This window comes from Faecalibacterium sp. OF04-11AC (assembly GCF_003460645.1).
GTDB lineage: Bacteria > Bacillota > Clostridia > Oscillospirales > Ruminococcaceae > Faecalibacterium > Faecalibacterium prausnitzii_I.
On sequence record NZ_QTVP01000001.1, the window covers coordinates 41,841 to 58,860 of the forward strand.

The 17,020-nt window shown below is 58.7% G+C and carries 11 protein-coding genes, 3 pseudogenes and 2 riboswitches; all 14 genes and pseudogenes read left to right on the forward strand.

What is annotated here, in order from left to right; all coding sequences use genetic code 11:
- The first annotated feature begins 67 nt into the window (after positions 1-67).
- The 14 genes and pseudogenes from DXA70_RS00205 (at position 68) to DXA70_RS13865 (ending at position 16,986) form a co-directional block, all read left to right on the forward strand.
- Positions 68-1,285 (forward strand): acetyl-CoA C-acetyltransferase, encoded by a 1,218-nt coding sequence (locus tag DXA70_RS00205; RefSeq protein ID WP_128117214.1) that lies wholly within the window; start codon positions 68-70, stop codon positions 1,283-1,285.
- Between the two features lie 97 nt (positions 1,286-1,382).
- Positions 1,383-2,168, forward strand: coding sequence for an enoyl-CoA hydratase-related protein (locus tag DXA70_RS00210; protein WP_022257780.1), 786 nt, complete (start codon positions 1,383-1,385; stop codon positions 2,166-2,168).
- Positions 2,169-2,255: 87 nt separating this feature from the next.
- A complete protein-coding gene (locus tag DXA70_RS00215) occupies positions 2,256-3,128 on the forward strand; it encodes a 3-hydroxyacyl-CoA dehydrogenase NAD-binding domain-containing protein (RefSeq protein ID WP_022257781.1) in 873 nt (290 codons plus the stop codon).
- A 114-nt stretch (positions 3,129-3,242) separates the two neighbouring features.
- Positions 3,243-4,411 (forward strand): annotated as a pseudogene (locus tag DXA70_RS00220) (acyl-CoA dehydrogenase).
- Positions 4,412-4,428: 17 nt separating this feature from the next.
- Positions 4,429-5,223 (forward strand): acryloyl-CoA reductase electron transfer subunit gamma, encoded by a 795-nt coding sequence (acrB, locus tag DXA70_RS00225; RefSeq protein WP_128117215.1) that lies wholly within the window; start codon positions 4,429-4,431, stop codon positions 5,221-5,223.
- Between the two features lie 21 nt (positions 5,224-5,244).
- Positions 5,245-6,338, forward strand: a pseudogene (acrA, locus tag DXA70_RS00230) (acryloyl-CoA reductase electron transfer subunit beta).
- Between the two features lie 247 nt (positions 6,339-6,585).
- Positions 6,586-6,661, forward strand: a riboswitch (cyclic di-GMP riboswitch).
- A 104-nt stretch (positions 6,662-6,765) separates the two neighbouring features.
- A riboswitch (cyclic di-GMP riboswitch) is annotated at positions 6,766-6,841 on the forward strand.
- A gap of 76 nt (positions 6,842-6,917) precedes the next feature.
- On the forward strand, positions 6,918-7,658 hold the full coding sequence (locus DXA70_RS00235; protein WP_199522830.1) for a CAP domain-containing protein: 741 nt from the start codon (positions 6,918-6,920) through the stop codon (positions 7,656-7,658).
- Positions 7,655-7,777 carry a hypothetical protein gene (locus DXA70_RS13685; RefSeq protein ID WP_199522831.1) on the forward strand — a complete coding sequence of 41 codons (123 nt, stop codon included), beginning with the start codon at positions 7,655-7,657 and terminating at the stop codon, positions 7,775-7,777. The genes DXA70_RS00235 and DXA70_RS13685 overlap by 4 nt, the downstream gene beginning before the upstream one ends.
- Before the next feature lie 242 nt (positions 7,778-8,019).
- Positions 8,020-8,640, forward strand: a complete 621-nt coding sequence (locus tag DXA70_RS00240) for a YigZ family protein (RefSeq protein WP_128117216.1) — start codon at positions 8,020-8,022, stop codon at positions 8,638-8,640.
- A 207-nt stretch (positions 8,641-8,847) separates the two neighbouring features.
- Positions 8,848-9,846 (forward strand): deoxyguanosinetriphosphate triphosphohydrolase, encoded by a 999-nt coding sequence (locus DXA70_RS00245; protein WP_128117217.1) that lies wholly within the window; start codon positions 8,848-8,850, stop codon positions 9,844-9,846.
- Positions 9,847-9,867: 21 nt separating this feature from the next.
- Positions 9,868-11,643 (forward strand): DNA primase, encoded by a 1,776-nt coding sequence (gene dnaG / locus DXA70_RS00250; RefSeq protein ID WP_128117218.1) that lies wholly within the window; start codon positions 9,868-9,870, stop codon positions 11,641-11,643.
- Between the two features lie 49 nt (positions 11,644-11,692).
- A complete protein-coding gene (gene rpoD / locus DXA70_RS00255; RefSeq protein WP_022257789.1) occupies positions 11,693-12,772 on the forward strand; it encodes an RNA polymerase sigma factor RpoD in 1,080 nt (359 codons plus the stop codon).
- Positions 12,773-13,162: 390 nt separating this feature from the next.
- A pseudogene (locus DXA70_RS00260) lies at positions 13,163-16,812 on the forward strand (DNA-directed RNA polymerase subunit beta); the annotation flags it as partial.
- A gap of 12 nt (positions 16,813-16,824) precedes the next feature.
- Entirely contained in the window at positions 16,825-16,986 is a 162-nt protein-coding gene (locus tag DXA70_RS13865; RefSeq protein WP_243000938.1) for a hypothetical protein, read from the forward strand.
- Positions 16,987-17,020 lie beyond the last annotated feature (34 nt).

Here is a 17,020-nt window from a genome sequence, read left to right on the forward strand (position 1 = left end):
CGCCCACGGGCGTTTTGAATAACAAAGGCTCTAAAATCACCCAACATAAATTCAGGAGGCTTTTAACATGAAGAAAATTGTTATCGCATCTGCATGCCGTACCGCCATTGGCAAGTTCGGCGGCACCCTGGCAAACGTCCCCGCTGCGGAGCTGGGCTCCATCGTTATCAAGGAGGCTCTGAACCGCGCTAACGTGGCTCCCGAGCAGGTCGATCATGTTTACATGGGCTGCGTCATCCAGGCTGGCCTGGGTCAGAATGTTGCCCGTCAGGCTGCCCTGAAAGCCGGTCTGCCCATTGAGACCCCCGCCGTCACCGTCAACGTGGTCTGCGGCTCTGGCCTGAACTGCGTCAACATGGCTGCTCAGATGATCGAGGCTGGCGATGCTGACATCGTGGTCGCCGGTGGTATGGAGAACATGGACATGGCTCCGTTCGCAATGATGAAGGGCCGCTACGGCTACCGCATGGGCGCTCCCATGGGCAAGAGCGAGCTGGTGGACACCATGGTCAATGATGCTCTGTGGGATGCATGCGGCTTCAACAAGCACATGGGCATGACCGCTGAGAATGTCTGCACCAACGAGACCTACCAGAAGAAGTACGGCTACAGCCCCATCACCCGTCAGCAGCTGGATGAGTTCTCCTACAACAGCCAGGTCAAGGCTGACAAGGCCATTAAGGACGGCGCGTTCAAGGATGAGATCGTTCCTGTTGTCATCAAGGGCAAGAAGGGCGACACCGTGTTCGATACCGATGAAGGCCCCCGTCTGACCCCTGTTGAGAAGCTGGGCACCCTGAAGCCTGCTTTCACCAAGGACGGCATCGTGACCGCCGGCAACTCTTCCGCTATCAACGACGGTGCTGCTGCTCTGGTCGTGATGAGCGAGGAGAAGGCCAAGGAGCTGGGCGTGAAGCCTCTGGCTACCTGGGTCGCAGGCGCTCTGGCTGGCGTTGAGCCCGAAGTCATGGGTCTGGGCCCCATCGCTGCTACCAAGAAAGTCATGGCAAAGACCGGCCTGACCGTTGCTGATATGGATCTGATCGAGGCTAACGAGGCATTCGCGGCACAGTCTGTGGCTGTCGGCGAGGCTCTGGGCTTTGATCAGGAGAAGCTGAACGTCAACGGCGGCGCAATTGCTCTGGGCCACCCGGTCGGCGCTTCCGGCGCTCGTATCCTGGTCACCCTGCTGTACGCGATGAAGCATCGCGGCGCTAAGAAGGGCCTGGCTACCCTGTGCATCGGCGGCGGCATGGGCTGCGCTACCATCGTTGAGATGGACTAAGTTCTCCACGGGAAACAAATAAGTAGAATAACAGTCCCGGGCAGGGGAGTGGCCTCTGCCCGGGGACTGCTTTGAAAAATGAATGGAGGTTTTCACAATGGCATTTGTAAAAACCGAGGTGCAGGGCGCTGTCGAGATCATCACCATCGATCGTCCCAAGGCACTGAACGCCCTGAACCCCGAAGTTCTGGCTGACCTGAAAGCAGCTTTTGAGGCTGTGGATCAGAACACCATCCGCTGCATCGTCCTGACGGGCGAGGGCGACAAGAGCTTTGTGGCCGGCGCGGATATCGGCTCCATGAGCACCATGACCAAGGCAGAGGGCGAAGCTTTTGGTAAGCTGGGCAACGATGTCTTCCTCATGATCGAGAGCTTCCCCGTCCCCGTCATTGCAGCGGTCAACGGCTTTGCACTGGGCGGCGGCAACGAGCTGGCAATGAGCTGCGACATCCGCATCTGCTCCGACAACGCTGTCTTCGGCCAGCCGGAAGTCGGTCTGGGCATCACCCCGGGCTTCGGCGGCACCCAGCGGCTGGCTCGTCTGGTCGGCATGGGCATGGCAAAGCAGCTGGTCTACTCGGCCCTGAACATCAAGGCTGACGAGGCTCTGCGCATTGGCCTGGTCAACGCCGTGTATCCGCAGGCTGAGCTGATGGAGAATGTCCTGAAGCTGGCTGGCAAGATCGCCAAGAACGCTCCCATTGCAGTGCGCAACTGCAAGAAAGCCATCAATGACGGCATCAGCCTCCCCATTGAAAAGGCTGTGGAAGTGGAAGAAAAGCTGTTTGGCGACTGCTTCGAGACCCACGATCAGGTCGAGGGTATGGCATGCTTCCTCTCTCGTGAGAAGCCGAAGCCCAAGGCAGTGTTCACCAACAACTAAAACATTCCGGTTTTAAGCTTTCCCCGGGAGAGGGGAGAGCGTAAGAAAAGATTACTTAACATCAAATATTTAAAGGAGAGATATCCTATGAAGATCGGTGTTATTGGCGCTGGCACTATGGGCCAGGGCATCGCAAAGGCATTTGCACAGGTTGAGGGCAACACCGTTGCTCTGTGTGACATCAAGCAGGAGTGGGCCGAGAATGGTCTGGCAAAGATCAAGAAGGGCTACGAGAAGCTGATCGCTAAGGGCAAGATGACCCAGGAGAAAGTGGACGCCATCGTTGGTGCCATCACCCCGGGCCTGAAAGAGGACCTGTGCGCGGACTGCGACCTGATCGTTGAGGCTGCATTTGAGGACATGAAAGTCAAGCAGACCACCTTTGGCGAGCTGGATAAGATCTGCAAGCCCGAGTGCATCTTTGCTTCCAACACTTCCTCCCTGTCCATCACTGAGATCGGCAAGGGCCTGAGCCGCCCCATGATCGGTATGCACTTCTTCAACCCCGCAGACCGCATGAAGCTGATCGAGGTCATCGCAGGCTGCAACACTCCCGCTGAGACCGTTGAGAAGATCAAGGAGATCTCCGTTGCCATCGGCAAGAACCCTGTGCAGGTCAACGAGGCTGCCGGCTTCGTCGTCAACCGCATCCTGATCCCCATGATCAATGAGGCTGCATTCATCAAGATGGAGGGCGTCTCCAACATTGCTGGCATCGACACCGCTATGAAGCTGGGTGCAAACCACCCCATGGGACCCCTGGAGCTGGGCGACTTCATCGGCCTGGACATCTGCCTGGCCATCATGGACGTCCTGTACAAGGAGACCGGCGACAGCAAGTATCGTGCTTGCCCGCTGATCCGTAAGATGGTCCGCGGCGGCAACCTGGGCTGCAAGACCGGCAAGGGCTTCTACGTTTACAACGCAGACCGCACCAAGACCCCTGTTGATGAGCTGTAATTTCTGAAAAACGTTTCTCCCGGCCGCGGGAAAGCGGCCGGGAGGAATTTGTTTGCACTGAGCGGACAAGCACTGCTCAGGAACTGAAAAAATACCCGTTAGGAGGATATAGCGATGGATTTTACTCTGTCCAAGCAGCAGCAGATGGTACAGAAGATGTACCGCGAGTTTGCTGAAAACGAAGTCAAGCCCCTGGCTAAGAAAGTTGACGCCGAAGAGTACTTCCCCAAAGAGACCGTCGAGAAGATGGGCAAGCTGGGTATGATGGGCATTTATTTCCCCACTTCCGTGGGTGGCGCAGGCGGCGATGTCCTGTCCTACGTCATGGCAGTTGAGGAGCTGAGCAAGGTCTGCGGCACCACCGGTGTCATCGTCTCTGCTCATACCAGCCTGTGCGCTGCTCCTATTTATGAGAATGGCACCCCTGAGCAGAAAGCAAAGTACCTGCCAAGCTGTGCAGCGGCGAGTGGCTGGGCGCTTTCGGCCTGACCGAGCCGGGCGCTGGCACCGATGCACAGGGTCAGCAGACCATTGCTAAGGAAGATGGCGATTACTGGGTGCTGAATGGCTCCAAGATCTTCATCACCAACGCTGGCTTTGCTGATGTGTTCATCGTCATCGCCGTTACCGATAACGTGCTGGATAAGCGCGGTCGTCCCACTAAGCTCTGCTCTGCCTTCATCGTGGAGCGTACCGACCCGGGCTTCTCCGTCGGCAAGGCTGAGGACAAGATGGGCATTCGCGGTTCTTCTACCTGCGAGCTGATCTTTGAGGACTGCCGCATTCCGAAAGACCGTATGCTGGGCGTGCGCGGCAAGGGCTTCCAGCTGGCTATGGCTACCCTGGACGGCGGCCGTATCGGCATCGCTTCCCAGGCTCTGGGCATTGCCGAGGGCGCTCTGGAAGAGACCGTTGCATACGTCAAAGAGCGTAAGCAGTTCGGCCGCAGCATTTCCGCTTTCCAGAACACCCAGTTCGAGCTGGCTGAGATGAAGGCCCGCGTGGAAGCTGCCAAGTACCTGGTCTATGCAGCTGCTCTGAAGAAGCAGCAGGCTATGGACGGTGCAAAGGTCCGCTATAGTGTTGAGGCCGCTCAGGCTAAGCTGATCGCAGCCCGCACCGCCAGCGACGTGACCCGCCGCTGCCTGCAGCTGTTCGGCGGCTACGGCTACACTCGTGACTATCCCATCGAGCGCATGATGCGTGATGCCAAGATCACGGAGATCTATGAGGGCACCAGCGAAGTGCAGATGATGGTCATTTCCGGCGCTCTGCTGAAGTAAGGGAGGCAAGATTTACAATGAAAGCAATTGTTTGTGTAAAGCAGGTTCCTGATACCTCCGGTAAGGTGGCCGTCAAGGCGGACGGTACGCTGGACCGTGCCTCCATGGCAACCATCACCAACCCCGATGACCTGAACGCTCTGGAGGCTGCCCTGAAGCTCAAGGACGCCACCGGCTGCGAGGTCGTTGTTGTCACCATGGGTCCCCCGCCGGCAGAGGGTATGCTGCGTGAGCTGCTGGCCCGCGGCGCTGACAAGGCTGTTCTGGTTTCCGGCCGTGAGTTCGGCGGTTCTGATACCTTTGCAACCAGCCAGATTCTGGCTGCTGCTGTCAATAAGATCGGCGTTGGCCCCGAGGACGTTGTCTTCTGCGGCCGTCAGGCAATCGATGGCGATACCGCTCAGGTTGGCCCGCAGATCGCAGAGAAGCTGCACCTGCCTCAGGTGACCTACGTTGCCGACATCCAGAAAGACGGCAACACCCTGACCGTGAAGCGTATGCTGGAAGACGGCTACATGATGGTCAAGGTTCAGACTCCCTGCCTGCTGACCTGCATCAAGGAGCTGAACGAGCCCCGCTACATGAGCGTCAATGGCATCTTCACCTGCTACGACAAGCCGATGGAAGTGTTCGATTACAACGCTCTGAAGGACGATCCGCTGATCGAGGTCGATACCATCGGTCTGAAGGGTTCTCCGACGAACGTCTTTAAGTCCTTCACTCCTCCGCAGAAGGGCGCAGGTACCATGCTGACGGGCGACGATGTCGCTGCTCAGCTGGCTGGTATCCTGGCCAAGAAGCACCTGATCTGATGAAAGGAGCATAGGATTACAATGGCTGATTTTAACGAGTACAAGGGCGTATGGGTCTTCTGTGAGCAGCGCCAGGGCAAACTGATGCCCACCGATTTCGAGCTGGTCAGCGAGGCCCGTAAGCTGGCTGACGAGCTGAACTGCGAGGTCACCGGCCTGCTGCTGGGCGACAACGTGGAAGGCATTGCCAAGGAGCTGGGCGGCTATGGTGCCGATAAGGTCATGGTCTGCGAGAGCCCGCTGCTGAAAGACTACACCACCGACGCTTACACCAAGGTCCTCTGCGACATGGTCAACGAGTACAAGCCCGAGGCCCTGCTGATCGGCGCGACCAACATTGGCCGCGATTTGGGCCCCCGCTGCGCAGCCCGTCTGCACACCGGCCTGACCGCTGATGCTACCCACCTGGATGTGGATACCGCAAAGTATGTCGAGTTCCTGAAAGAGAGCTCCACCATCGACCTCTCCAAGCAGAAGTTCGATTATGAGGATCGCAACCTGAAGATGACCCGTCCCGCGTTCGGCGGCCATCTGATGGCTACCATCATCTGCCCCCGCTTCCGTCCCCAGATGTCCACTGTCCGTCCCGGCGTTATGAAGAAGGCTCCGTTCGATCAGGCTAAGGCTGATGCCTGCCAGATTGTGAAGCCCGCATTCAGCCTGACCGCTGACGACATCAAGACGGAAGTGCTGAGCGTTGAGAAGGCCGCTGAGAAGCTGGTCGATCTGATCGGCGCGGACGTGATCGTCTCTGTGGGCCGCGGCATCAGCAAGGATGTCAACAAGGGCATCGAGCTGGCTGAGCAGCTGGCGGCAGCCCTGGGCGGCGGCGTGGTCGGCGCTTCCCGTGCCGTGACCGATGCAGGCTGGATGACTGCTGACCATCAGGTCGGTCAGACCGGCAAGACCGTGCACCCCAAGATCTATGTGGCTCTGGGTATTTCCGGTGCCATCCAGCACACCGCAGGTATGCAGGATTCTGAGTGCATCATCGCTGTCAACAAAAATGAGGCGCACCCATCTTTGGTGTGGCCGATTACGGCATCGTGGGCGATCTGTTCAAGGTCGTGCCCGAGCTGGTCAAGCAGATCGAGGCAGCCAAGGCTGCTCAGTAATCTGAGGCGTTTTGAACATTGAGAGAGGGCGGTACCGGAGAGCCGCCCTCTCTTTTTTGTTTGCAAAAGGCAGGGGAGAGACGGATCGCGACAGGATGTGAAAAAAATCTTCAATTTCTGACGGTTTACGGTTGACAGGGATGACAGGCCGTGCTATACTACAGCTGTGGAAAGCGGAGTGCTGAAAAGCAGAACACTTTCCCCTGAGGATAAGTTTCCGGAAGGCTCCTGAAAAGGAGACTGCGAATTGAATATTTAGCAAAATGACCGAAAGGTTATGACGCAAAGCTATAGGGCCTGTAAAATGGCAGCCAGTTGCACATTACTTGTATGAGTGTTGTTTTGCTGTATGTTGCAATTCAATGCTCTTTTTCTTTTGCCTGAACAGAAACGCAGTCTTCGGAGTTCGTTGAAGAGATTGTAAATTTTCATAAGCCGGCAAAGCAGTCGAAAGGCTGTGACGCAAAGCTATAGGGCCTGTAAAATGGCAGCCAGTTGCACCTTGAAAGAGTATTGTATACGCTCTTGGTGCGTTTACAATGCTCTTTTTTGCAACATCGTCAACGAGGAGTCTTGAATATGCGTAAGAACAATGTTCTGAAAATGATGCTCTGCATTGTTATGCTGTGCGTCGTATCCGCTTTTGCAGCATCTGCTTCCGCTGCTTCCAGCAGCGAGAGCGAGCAGTTCCTGCAGCTGATCAACATGGAGCGTGCAAACGCTGGCGTTTCTGCCGTGACCATCGGCAGCCAGAACCTGAACGACGCCGCTCAGGCTCGTGCACAGGAGCTCACCTCCCGCTATTCTTATGTCCGTCCCAATGGCCAGCGCGAGTTCACCATCCTCAGCGAGTATGGCGTGACCGATGCTTCCGTGGGCGAAGCTTACTGGGCAGGCACCGAGACTCCTGAAGAGACCGTTGCAGCCTGGATGAGCAATGATTACTTCCGCGCCTGCCTGCTGGATGGCAATGTCAAGAACATTGGCGTCGGCCACTATCATGGCGGTGAGTACGGCGATTACTGGGTGGTCATCTGCACCTACCCGGTGAACGCTGACGAGTTCTCTCAGCAGGTCCTGACTCTGGTCAACAAAGAGCGCACCAGCCGCGGCCTGAACGCCCTGGTTCTGGGCGGTGCAAACCTGAACGCCGCTACCGAGCTCCGCGCTCGTGAGCTGGCAGAGGTCAACTCCCACACCCGTCCCGATGGTACCAGCTGCTTCACCGTGCTGAACACCTTTAACGTGAAAGATCAGGCCGTTGGCGAAGTTGCTGCCTGGGGCAGCCGCAGCCGGAAGAGGTCGTCAATTCCTGGATGAATTCCGATGGCCACCGTGCCATCCTCCTCGATCCGGAAGCCCGCAAGATGTGCGTTTCTTGCTACTATGACACCAACAGCGATTACGGTACCAACTGGGCAATGCTGGTCACCGAGTGATCCACAATCAAATACATAAGCCATTACCGCGGCCCGACAGATGCGCAGGAACATTTGTCGGGCTTTTTTTGTATTCTTTTTTATGTTATACTTATTTTGATAATAAACCTCTCAAACCGCGCTTTGGCGCGGTCAGCCGTCCTCCCTCTGTCGCTGACGCGGCATCTCCCTCCGGCCGGAGGGAGTCTGTCCTACCAGGGGAGCCGGAGAGAGGATATGGAGGAAGACTGTGGAGGAAGACTGTGGAGGATTATCGCACCATACGGGGCACGGCCATTGGCGAGTACGAAGAAAAAAAGAGCCGCTTTATTGCGCAGCTCTCCTTTGCGGACAGCGAGGAGGCCGCTGTGGCATTTCTGGAAAAAGTGCGGGCGGAAAACCGCACCGCCCGCCACAACGTCTATGCCTACCGCCTGAGGGAGGGCAACCGGGAGCGCTACTCCGACGACGGCGAACCGGCGAAGACGGCGGGCACCCCGGCACTGGAAGTGCTGCAGCACAGCGGCCTGACCGACCTTATCGTGGTGGTGACCCGGTACTTTGGCGGGGTGCTGCTGGGCACGGGCGGCCTGGTACGGGCTTACACCACGGCTACGGCCCGGGCACTGGAAAATGCGGAGGTCGTCACGGTGCGCAGCGTCATTGAATTGAGCGTGACCGTGGATTACTCCCTCTATGAGCGGGCAAGCCTCCTGATCCAGGGGGCAGGGGCCAAGCTGGCCGAACCGGAATTCACGGATCGGGTGGCTCTGCGCTGGCAGATGCCGGAGGGCACCGAGTTCCCGCTGCTGGAGCAGCTGCGGGAACTGACCCGGGGCGGGGCAAATGTGAGCGTTTCCAAGCCGTTTTACGCCCCGTTCTGAACGGCTTGGATGGCATAAAGAGAAAATTTGGATGACAGGCAGAGGGCCTGCCATCCAAAATAAACTTTTATTTTTAGAATAGACAGGCATCTTCCCCTTTCGACAGCACAAACGCGGTACAATACTGCCAAGGCGCGGCGTTTGGGATCCGCTGCGCGCTGAGAAAGGGGAGAGCAGGACAACATAACAGAAAGCGAGGGACTGTGGATGAATGTGCGGGAACGTACCGAAGAGATCGAGCGGCTGACCCTTGCCCCCTGGGCGACGTTCAGCGATGCGAGCCGGGGAAGGCAGCGGCAGGAAGAACCGGACGACATCCGGCCCGTGTTCCAGCGGGACAGGGACCGCGTCATCCACTGCAAGGCGTTCCGCCGCCTCAAACAGAAGACACAGGTCTTCCTCTCGCCGGAGGGCGACCTTTACCGCACCCGCCTCACCCACACGCTGGAAGTGACCCAGGTGGCCCGGACCATTGCCCGGGCGCTGCGGCTCAACGAGGACCTGACCGAGGCCATCGGCCTGGCACACGACCTGGGCCACACGCCGTTTGGCCATGCGGGCGAAGCTGCCCTGAACAAGCTCTGCCCCGATGGCTTCAAGCACTATATGCAGAGCCTGCGGGTGGTGGACAAGCTGGAAAAAGAGGGCCAGGGCCTCAACCTGACCTGGGAGGTGCGGAACGGCATTGTGACCCACACCAAGGGTACCTGGGCGGCCACGCCGGAGGGGCGCATCGTCCGGATGGCGGATCAGATCGCGTTCGTCAACCACGATATTGAGGACGCCGTCCGGGCCGGTGTGCTGGACCCGGACATCCTGCCCAAGGAGTGCACGGCGGTGCTGGGCAATACCAAATCCGAACGCATCACCACCATGATCCGCAGCATCCTTGCCCACAGCGACGGAGATGTTGGCGTGGGAGCCGAGGAGCACGAAGCGTTTCTGGCCCTGAAAGATTTCATGTACGCCAACGTGTATGTGGACCGCACCGCCAAGCGGGAAGAGCAGAAAGTGGAAAAAGTGCTCACGGAGCTTTACGAATATTACCTGACCCACATTGATCAGATGTCCAACTTCTATTTGCAGCTGGCCTATCAGGAGGGGCGGGAGCGTGCGGTGACGGACTACATCAGCGGCATGAGCGATGAGTTTGCCATCCGGACGTTCGAGGATGTTTTTGTGCCCCGCAAATGGCACGTTCTTTAAAAAGGAGCAGCAAAAGAGACCATGATCCCACACGAATACATTGAAGAGCTGACCCGCCGGACGGACATCACCGAGCTCATTGGCAGCTATGTCCAGCTCAAGCGCAAGGGGCGGCTGTACGGCGGGCTCTGCCCGTTCCACAGCGAAAAATCTCCCTCGTTCTATGTTTACCCGGACACCCAGAGCTTTTACTGCTTTGGCTGCGGCGCGGGCGGCGATGCCATTACTTTTACCAAGAAGATCAACAGCATTGATTACCCGGAGGCGGTCAAGCTGCTGGCGGCCCGGGCCGGAATGCCGGAGCCCGAAGAGGACGATAAGACCGGGCGGATGCGCAGCCGGATCCTCTCCATGAACAAGGAGGCCGCGCGGTTCTTCCATGCCTGCCTCAACTCTACCGTGGAGGAGGCCCGGCAGGCCCGGGCTTACTGGCGGCGGCGCGGGCTGGACGATAAGACCATTGTCCGGTTCGGGCTGGGGTATGCCCCCAACGACGGGCAGGCTCTCTACCAGTTTTTGCGGGATAAGGGCTACAACCAGCAGGAGCTGGACGCCAGCGGTCTGTTCAAGCGCAGCCAGTCCGGCCGCATTTACTGCCTGTTCTGGAAGCGGGTGATGACCCCTATTTTTGACCTGCGGGGCAACATCATCGCCTTCGGCGGGCGCGTGCTGGACGACTCCAAGCCCAAGTATGTCAACAGCCCGGAAACGCTGGTGTATCACAAGTCTGATACGGTGTTCGCACTGCAGATCGCCAAGAAGAGTGCCTCCCGCCGCTTTGTCCTCTGCGAGGGCTATATGGATGTCATCAGTATGCAGCAGGCGGGCATTGACACGGCGGTCTGCGCCTGCGGCACGGCCCTGACGCCGGATCAGGTCAAGCTCATCAGCCAGTATGCAGAGGAAGTCATCCTCAGCTACGACTCGGACGAGGCGGGCCAGAAAGCCACCCTCCGCTCGCTGGAGCTGTTCCGGAACAGTCCGGTCAAGGTGGGCGTTTTGCAGATCCCCGGGGCAAAGGACCCGGACGAGTACATCAAGAAATACGGGGCAGAGCGGTTCAAGGCTCTGCTGGACGGCGTGGGCAACGCGCTGGATTTCCGCCTCAAGCGGCTGCGGGACAAATATGACCTGAGCCAGGACGGCCAGCGGCTGGAATACATCAAAGAAGCCGTGGACATGCTGGCCGAGCGCTCCAACCCCACGGAACAGGAAGTTTACGCCGGGCGGCTGGCCGAGGAGACCAATGTTTCCAAGACGGCCATTATGACCCAGCTGGAAACGGCGGTCAAGCGGGCAGGCTACAAGCGCCGGCAGGAGCGGAGCCGTGCCCGGCTCAAAGAGGGCGAGATGAACCAGATCAACGTGCCCTACAGCATGGGCGGGGCCGAGGCGCTGGGTGTGGCCAGTGCGCAGCAGCGGCTGCTGGCCGCCATCCTGCGGGAGCCCGGCTATCTGGACATGGTGCGCAGCCAGCTCCCGGCGGAAAAGTTCCTGCTGCCCCAGCAGCGGGAGCTGTATCAGGCCATGATCCAGTGCCGGGAGCAGGGGATCGAGCTGAGTCTGGCCACCCTGCGTGCCTACGTCAGCGAAGAAGCGCTGAATGAATTGAGCGCCCTTGCGGCAAAATACAGCGATGTGAATTGTACGCCGGACGATATCCGGCTCTACCTGGACCGCATTGCCCGGGGTACCCCGGTAGCAAAAAAGGCGGCCGAAATGTCCAACGATCAATTAGAGCAGTATCTCCAGTCGATGCGGGAGAAAAAACAGGGGAATCTTCCCCCGGAAGAATAACAGGGCATGACCCTCCTCCACCCGGCTGGAGCCGGAAGGAGAAAGAATCATGCAGAAAATGTCACAAACAGAGGAACTGGCCCGGCTGCTGGCGGCCCGTGCCCGGCGGCATACTCTGACGCCGGAGGAGATCGGCCGGGCGATGGACGAGCAGGAGTACGATGCGGCTGGGCTGGATGCGCTCCATGCGGCGCTGGAAGCCCGGGGCGTGACCGTGAAAGAGGAAGACCCCGACCTGCCCCCGCTGGATGAGGCACAGATCGGACGGCTGGAACACGAGCTCTCGGCGGAGGGCGTGGCGCTGGATGACCCGGTAAAGACCTATTTAAAGGAGATCGGGCGGGTGCCGCTCCTTTCCGCCGACGAAGAAGCAGAGCTGGCTCGGGCGGCGCAGGCCGGGGACGAGGAAGCCCGCCGACGCCTGAGTGAGGCAAATCTGCGGCTGGTGGTCTCGGTGGCCAAGCGGTACGCCGGGCGGGGCCTGCCGTTCCTGGATCTGATCCAGGAGGGAAACCTGGGCCTGATGAAAGCGGCAGAAAAGTTTGAGCCGGATCGGGGCTTCAAGTTTTCCACTTACGCGACGTGGTGGATCCGGCAGTCCATCACCCGGGCCATTGCCGATCAGGGGCGGACCATCCGGATCCCGGTGCATCTGGTGGAGAGTATCAACCGGGTGAAGAAGACAGCAGGGGAGCTGCTCCGCAAAAACGGGCGGGAGCCTACGGCGGAGGAGATCGCGGCCCAGTTGGAGATGGAGCCCGCCCGGGTGCGGGAATTATTACAGCTGGCCCAGGAGCCCGTGAGCCTGGAAACGCCGGTGGGCGAGGAAGAGGACGCCCATCTGGAGGATTTTATCCAGGACGAGGAGGCGGGCGTCCCGGTGGACGAGGCCGGGCGGCAGCTGCTGCGGCGGGAGCTGATGAATGTGCTCAAGAGCCTGACGCCCCGGGAAGAGCGGGTCATTGCCCTGCGGTTCGGGTTGGAAGATGGCCGGGCCCGGACACTGGAAGAGCTGGGCAAGGAGTTCCATGTCACCCGGGAACGAGTGCGCCAGATCGAGGCCAAGGCCCTGCGCAAGCTCCGCCACCCCAGCCGGGCCAAACGGCTGCGGGATTATCTGGAGGAGTAAGCCCTGTGCAAGAGCCAACCTGTACAAAATGCACAACCCTGTTTTTGGCAGGAACATGAAAAACGAAAAAATCAAGGCCTAAATCAACCAAAAGCTACACGCCCCCGGGTGTCCTGCAAAACAGGGCTTCCGGGAAATTTTTTGCACCAAAATGCGAAAAATGGCTTGACAGCAAGGCTTTTAGGGGGTATACTAAACCAGTATCACATAATGGCCTAGTGCGCCAAAAAGGGAGTTTGCGTGGAGCGAGCTTGGAGGACTGAACCGAAAAGTTTGTGAAAAACGCCGAACTTCTCCGCGGAGCGTGGGTCGGATTATGTGTGTCTGCTCAAAATTCGACCTGCGTTATTGCAAATCCGTAGAGTATAAAAGTAAGGAGTGGTTGATTTTATGATGAAAGTCAAGCCCGTAAAGCTCGGCAAAACCGAGCGCATGAGCTTCTCCCACATCGACGAAGTCATCAGTATGCCGAACCTGATCGAGGTCCAGAAGAACTCTTATCAGTGGTTCCTGGACGAGGGCCTGAAAGAGGTCTTCCACGATATCGGCACCATTGAGGACTACACTGGTAACCTGGCGCTGAGCTTTGTGGACTTCCGTCTGGATAAGGAGCCCAAGTACAGCATCAAGGAGTGCAAGGAGCGCGACGTGACCTACGCTGCCCCCCTGCGCGTTACCGCCCGTCTGTTGAACAAGGAGACCGGCGAAGTCAAGGACCAGGAAATTTTCATGGGTGATTTCCCGCTGATGACCGATGCGGGCACCTTTGTGATCAACGGTGCGGAGCGTGCCATCGTCAGCCAGCTGGTCCGTTCTCCCGGCGTATTCTACGGAGATGCCAAGGATAAAGTTGGTAACGACCTGTACAGCGCTACCATGAACCCCAACCGCGGTGCCTGGCTGGAGTACGAGACCGACGCTTCCAACGTGTTCTATGTCCGTATTGATAAGAACCGCAAGCTGCCTGTCACCGTGCTGTGCCGTGCACTGGGCCTGTCCACCAATGAGGACATCCTGAACTTCTTCGGTGACGACGAGCGCATCCTGGCTACCCTGGAAAAGGACACCACCAAGAACCAGGAAGAGGGCCTGCTGGAAGTTTACCGCAAGCTGCGCCCCGGCGAGCCTCCCACAGTGGAGTCTGCTACCAGCCAGATCAACATGCTGTTCTTCGACCCGCGCCGTTACGATCTGTCCCGTTTCGGCCGTTATAAGATGAACAAGAAGCTCTCTCTGGCACGCCGCATCATGGGTTATGTTGCCGCTGAGAACATCGTGGCTCCCCTGACCGGTGAGCTGATCGTGGAGGCTGGCACCAAGATCAGCCGCGAGCTGGCTGAGAAAGCCGATGCCGCAGGCGTCAATGTCGTCATCCTGAAAGTCGAGGACAAGAACGTCAAGGTCATCACCAACGGCTGTGTGGACGCACAGGGCTTCTTCTCCTTTGACGTCAAGGAGTGCGGCATCAACGAGCGCTGCTCCTTTGACGAGATCAAGAAGATCCTGGACACCACTTCCGATGTGGAAGAGCAGAAAGAGATGCTGCGCCGCAACCACGACCAGCTGATCGGCCGTACGGTCACCGTGACCGACATTCTGGCTTCCATCAACTACCTGAACGGCCTGGGCCATGGCATCGGCACCACCGATGATATCGACCACCTGGGCAACCGCCGCATCCGCAGCGTCGGTGAGCTGCTGCAGAACCAGTTCCGCATCGGCTTCTCCCGCATGGAGCGCGTCATCCGTGAGCGCATGACCCTGCAGAGCCAGGATCAGAGCGTCATCACCCCGCAGGCCCTCATCAACATCCGCCCTGTGGTGGCAGCCATCAAGGAGTTCTTCGGTTCTTCCCCGCTGTCTCAGTTCATGGACCAGAACAACCCTCTGGCTGAGCTGACCCACAAGCGCCGTCTGTCCGCTCTGGGCCCCGGCGGTCTGAGCCGTGACCGCGCGGGTTTCGAGGTCCGCGACGTCCACTACAGCCACTATGGCCGTATGTGCCCCATTGAGACCCCTGAAGGCCCCAACATCGGTCTGATCTCCTATCTGGCATCCTACGCCAAGATCAACGAGTATGGCTTCGTGGAGGCTCCTTACCGCAAGGTGAAGAAGACCTACGATGAGAACGGCAAGCTGATCGATCAGGTCGTCACCGACGAGGTCGAGTATATGACCGCTGATGTCGAGGACGAGTACGTTGTGGCACAGGCCAACGAGCCGCTGGACGAGGGCAAGCACTTCATCCGTCCCCGCGTTTCTGCCCGCCGCCGCGACGACATTCTGGAAATCGACGCCGCACAGGTCGATTATATGGACGTTTCGCCCCGTATGATGGTCTCTGTTGCGACCGCCTGCATCCCGTTCCTGGAGAACGATGACTGTAACCGTGCACTGATGGGCTCCAACATGCAGCGTCAGGCAGTGCCTCTGATGGTCACCCAGCAGCCCATTGTGGCAACGGGTATGGAGTATAAGGCAGCTACCGACTCCGGCACCGCTGTTCTGGCAAAGAACGACGGCGTTGTGGAGAAGATGGATGCCGACCATGTGGTGGTCCGCAACGAGCAGGGCACCCTGGACAACTACCCGCTGGTCAAGTTCGCCCGCTCCAACGCGGGCACCTGCATCAACCAGCGCCCCATCGTGGAAGTGGGCGAGACCGTCAAGGCCGGCCAGGTGCTGGCCGATGGCCCGGCTATGCGCAACGGTGAGATCTCTCTGGGCAAGAACGCTCTGATCGGCTTCATGACCTGGGAGGGCTACAACTACGAGGACGCCGTCCTGCTGAACGAGAAGATCGTCCGCGAGGATGTGTATACCTCCATTCATATTGAAGAGTACGAGACAGAGTCTCGTGACACCAAGCTCGGACCTGAGGAGATCACCCGTGATATCCCCAACGTTTCCGAGGACGCTCTGAAAGACCTGGACGAGCGCGGCATCATCCGCATCGGCGCTGAGGTCAAGAGCGGTGATATTCTGGTTGGTAAGGTCACCCCCAAGGGCGAGACCGAGCTGACCGCTGAGGAGCGCCTGCTCCGCGCCATCTTTGGCGAAAAGGCCCGCGAGGTGCGTGACACCTCCCTGCGTGTGCCTCACGGCGAGTACGGCATCATCGTGGATGTCAAGGTCTTCACTCCGGAGAACAGCGATGAGCTGCAGCCCGGCGTCCGTGAGGTCGTCCGCTGCTACATCGCTCAGAAGCGCAAGATCAGCGTCGGCGATAAGATGGCAGGCCGTCACGGCAACAAGGGTGTCGTTTCCCGCATCCTGCCGCAGGAGGATATGCCTTACCTGCCCGACGGCACCCCGCTGGACATCGTGCTGAACCCCCTGGGCGTTCCTTCCCGTATGAACATCGGTCAGGTGCTGGAAGTCAACCTGGGCTACGCGGCAAAGGCCTGTGGCATCAAGGTCATGACCCCTGTCTTCGACTCCGCCCGCGAGGCTGATATCGGCGATACCTTTGATACCGCCCGCGAGCTGTGGCACGGCGAGAATGCTCCCGCATATCCCACCAAGCTCCCCAAGATCATGGGCGAGAAGGGCCACATCATCGACTTCTCCAAGATCGAGCTGGACCGCGATGGCAAGACCACTGTTTACGACGGCCGCACCGGCGAGAAGTTCGACAACCGCGTTACCGTCGGTTATATGTACTACCTCAAGCTGCATCACCTGGTCGATGATAAGATCCATGCACGTTCCACCGGCCCCTACTCTCTGGTCACCCAGCAGCCTCTGGGCGGCAAGGCCCAGTTCGGCGGCCAGCGCTTCGGCGAGATGGAGGTCTGGGCACTGGAAGCTTACGGTGCCGCTTACACCCTGCAGGAGATCCTGACCGTGAAGTCGGACGATGTTGAGGGCCGTGTGAAGACCTATGAGCCATCGTCAAGGGCGAGCCCATCCCGCAGCCGGGCATCCCCGAGTCGTTCCGTGTTATGCTCAAGGAGCTGCAGTCCCTGGGTCTGGACGTTGTGGTCCAGGACAAGGACGGCAACGAGATCGACATGCGCCAGAACTTCGACGACGAAGAGACTGGCTTTGATATGCGCGATGTTGCCGGCAGCGAGACCGTTACCAACGAGAACGAGCTGCTGAATGACTACACCATCAAGGACGCCGACGCGGGTTTCGATGATCCCTCTGTGCTGGACGACAACAACTCCGGCGACGCGGCTCCCGCTTCCGACGAAGTGGACTTTGAGTAAATCCTGAACAAAGCTGTTTTTTGCCTGGCGCGGC